The following is a 2,797-nucleotide window of genomic DNA, read 5'->3' on the forward strand; positions in this document are numbered from 1 at the left end:
GCGCGCGATCGGACATGTTGGCTCTGCGTCCCCGAGGGCGAAAAAGCCACGGCGTCGCGGCCGACCCCCGCGTCTCACCGCCCGACGCTCCTGTCGTCGCGTTCGCGCACCGACAGAAGCGTCTCGGTCCCGCGTCGATCGAACCGCAGCGGCCGCCGCCACCACGGGCCCTCGCCCGAGTCCTCCGAGAACTCGGTGACGAGGCGGTTCGGCTCGACGCCCGCACCGCCCGACAGCGGCACGGCGACGTCGTACAGCGCCGACTCCTCCGGGTCGCCGTACAACAGCACCCGCGCGTCGAAGGGGTCGCGCTTGAGGTGGGCGTTTCCCTCGAAGCGCCCGCGTTCGGCCTCCGAGAGCCCCTCGGTCGCCTCGACGGGATCGATCCCGAGCCGGAAGTGCCCGATGACGTACGCCCCCCACTCGGGGGTGATCCACCCGGCCGGCGCCCGCGCCTCCGCCGCCGTCGCCGTCGCCGTCGAGAGCGTCGCGTAGAAGAAGACGTAATCGCCCACACTGAGCGCCGACAGCGGGCGGGCCTTGACGGCGTGTGGGTCGCCGTAGGTGTACGACGTACAGCCGTGAACGCCGGCGAACGCCGGATCGAGATGTACCGCCACGTCCGCGACGCTTCCGACGTCGACCCCGAGATCGAAGTCGAGATCGCCGTACGTCGGCACCGACGCGCCCTCGCGGATCGGCTCCGACTCGGGGATGGGCACGTACGCGAAGCGGCCGTCGGCGGCTATCGGCCCCCGAAACCCCGGCTCGTTCGTGTTCGCGCCGACGTTGATCGCAACGCTGCGCATCGGGCGTTCACCAGTACGACTCGGGGTTCTCGAGCCACCCCCGGCTGCGCGCGCCGACGGCGACCGCCGTGAGGACGGCGACGGCGACGAACGAAAGGGCGGCCGCGGCGGCGGTCACGTTCGGCCCGACAGACAGCGTCGTCGCGAACACCTCGACTACGGCACCGACACCCCAGACGACGAGCAGGGTGACGAGCGCGGCCGAGAGGAGCTTCATCCGGTCCATGCCGATCGTCAGGTCCCGACGGACATAAAGTGCGGCGTCGGGGGCCGCTTCCGGAGGGCCGATAAGCGGCCGAATCCAACGGGGGGTATGACCACCGTCGCCGTCCTCGCCGACCCCCCTCAGCCGGGGGGCGTCCTGTCGTCGCTCGCCGCCTCGACGCCGCTTTCGGAGGCCGAAGCCGCCGAACTGTACGAAGCCCTCCTGAAGGATTCGGTGCTCGCCGTCGACCGGAGCGGCGGCGAACTCCTCGTGAACTACCGCTCGGCCGGGGACGTCGGGTACGACGGCGACCCCGAAGCGGCGCTTCGGGCGGTCGTCTCCGACGTCCTCGATCCCGACGCGGTCCGCTTCGAACCGCAGGTCGGCGGGCCCTTTGCGAGCCGCGTCGGCAACACGGCGACGCACCTCCTCGAGACCGAGGGCGTCGGCTCCGTCGGGATCGTCCGCCCCGAGGCCGCCCGCTTCGCCAGGACGGACATCGACAGCGCGGCGATGAAACTCCGGAGCACGCCGGTCGTCGTCGGTCCTGCACACGGCGGGCGGGTCTGTTACGCCGCCTTCCGCGAACCGATCGACTACGCCGACTGCTACGCGCCGCCGGCGCTCGGGACGCTGACCGACCGGGCGCTCGAGGCCGGTCTCGACGTCGGCCTTCTGGAATCGAAGCCCTACCTCGAAACGGCGGCCGACCTCGCCGGAGCGATCGTCTCGGTCCGGGCCCGACGGCGCGCCGAGGCGATCGTCCCGCCGTACCTCGCGGCGTGGATCGAGCGAAGCGACCTCGCCGTGTCGGGCGGCGACGGCGGGCTGACGCTCCAGCGGTAAGCGACAGATACTATCATTCCCGGCGTCAATCCAGGGTGTGGTGGGATGGCAGAGCGGCAATGCGCCTGCCTTGAGAGCAGGTGTCCGAGAGGACTCCTGGGTTCAAATCCCAGTCCCACCGCTCACCTGACGATCGAGACCGGCACCGACGCCTTGTCGACGACCGTCTTTGCGACGCTGCCGACGACCTTCTCGCGTTCCTCCGAGAGCCCCCGGTGTCCGACGTAGATCCGACTTGCCCCCGTCTCTTCGGCGCGGTCCGTGATCGCCTCCGGCGGGTATCCGCTCAGCAGTTCCGTTCCGATGTCGATCCCGGCGCCGTGGTCGTTGGCGATCGATCGCGCGAGCTCTCGGGCGTCCGCAAGCGTCCGGCGTCCCCGCTCGATCGCTCTGTCCCCGCCGGGGAGCACGAGCTCCCCGTTTATCAGCTCCGCCTCGGCGCTCAACACGTGGACGATCTCGAGGGGTCGCTCCCACATCCCCGCGTCGGCCGCCGCGTGTTCGATCGCCAGATCGCTCACCGCCGAACCGTCGGTCGCGACGAGGTATGTCATGGCGTCGTTCGGACCTCCGACAGTCGGAGCAACGATCCGGTCGTAATTAAATATTCGAGTCGAGTGGCCCTCCGGGCGTTCGGGCTTTTTTTACGGTTCGGGGCCGCTGCGAGCGCTTCAGTAGACGTCTGGATCGGGCATCTCGTACGTGCGCGAGAGGCGGCCGTCGATCGTCAGTTCCGCGCCGTCGACGGTCGGCAGCGTCAACTCGACGCCGCCTCTGTCTATCATCGACACCTTGGCGTTGAGATACGCGGCCGCGACGCGCTCGCCGAGGACGTGTCCGTCGATGCCGTCGCTCCGCCGTGTCGCCCACCCAGTCACCCCGTCCGTTCGGCGATCGACCCGAAGAGCTCCTCGTCGGAGGGCGGCTCGCCGTCGGC

General features: G+C 70.1%; 5 protein-coding genes and 1 tRNA gene. 2 read left to right on the forward strand and 4 right to left on the reverse strand.

The annotated features are described in order from the left end of the window. Positions 1-74: 74 nt before the first annotated feature. Both Q0916_RS09675 and Q0916_RS09680 read right to left on the reverse strand, forming a co-directional pair. Positions 75-809: a hypothetical protein gene (locus Q0916_RS09675; protein WP_299236997.1), complete on the reverse strand. Its 735-nt coding sequence runs from the start codon at positions 807-809 to the stop codon at positions 75-77. 7 nt (positions 810-816) lie between these two features. Further along, complete coding sequence (locus Q0916_RS09680; protein WP_299236999.1) at positions 817-1,035, reverse strand: hypothetical protein; 219 nt, start codon at positions 1,033-1,035, stop codon at positions 817-819. An 87-nt stretch (positions 1,036-1,122) separates the two neighbouring features. Between Q0916_RS09680 and Q0916_RS09685 the strand changes: the two genes are divergently transcribed. Both Q0916_RS09685 and Q0916_RS09690 read left to right on the forward strand, forming a co-directional pair. Continuing rightward, positions 1,123-1,860, forward strand: coding sequence for a hypothetical protein (locus tag Q0916_RS09685; protein ID WP_299237001.1), 738 nt, complete (start codon positions 1,123-1,125; stop codon positions 1,858-1,860). A 39-nt stretch (positions 1,861-1,899) separates the two neighbouring features. Beyond that, positions 1,900-1,981 (forward strand) — tRNA-Ser (locus Q0916_RS09690). Between the two features lies 1 nt (position 1,982). Here the strand turns inward: Q0916_RS09690 and Q0916_RS09695 are convergent. Then, entirely contained in the window at positions 1,983-2,414 is a 432-nt protein-coding gene (locus Q0916_RS09695) for a universal stress protein (protein ID WP_299237003.1), read from the reverse strand. A 117-nt stretch (positions 2,415-2,531) separates the two neighbouring features. Beyond that, a partial coding sequence (locus Q0916_RS09700; RefSeq protein WP_299237005.1) for a hypothetical protein occupies positions 2,532-2,797 on the reverse strand: 266 nt, incomplete at its 5' end.

It is taken from the genome of Natronomonas sp. (genome assembly GCF_028274965.1).
Lineage (GTDB): Archaea > Halobacteriota > Halobacteria > Halobacteriales > Haloarculaceae > Natronomonas.

Excerpts from the sequence above, each read along its gene's own strand:
- Q0916_RS09680 (WP_299236999.1), bottom strand. The coding sequence starts at position 1,035 with ATGGACCGGATGAAGCTCCTCTCGGCCGCGCTCGTCACCCTGCTCGTC.
- Q0916_RS09695 (WP_299237003.1), bottom strand. The coding sequence starts at position 2,414 with ATGACATACCTCGTCGCGACCGACGGTTCGGCGGTGAGCGATCTGGCG.
- Q0916_RS09675 (WP_299236997.1), bottom strand. The coding sequence starts at position 809 with ATGCGCAGCGTTGCGATCAACGTCGGCGCGAACACGAACGAGCCGGGG.
- Q0916_RS09685 (WP_299237001.1), top strand. The coding sequence starts at position 1,123 with ATGACCACCGTCGCCGTCCTCGCCGACCCCCCTCAGCCGGGGGGCGTC.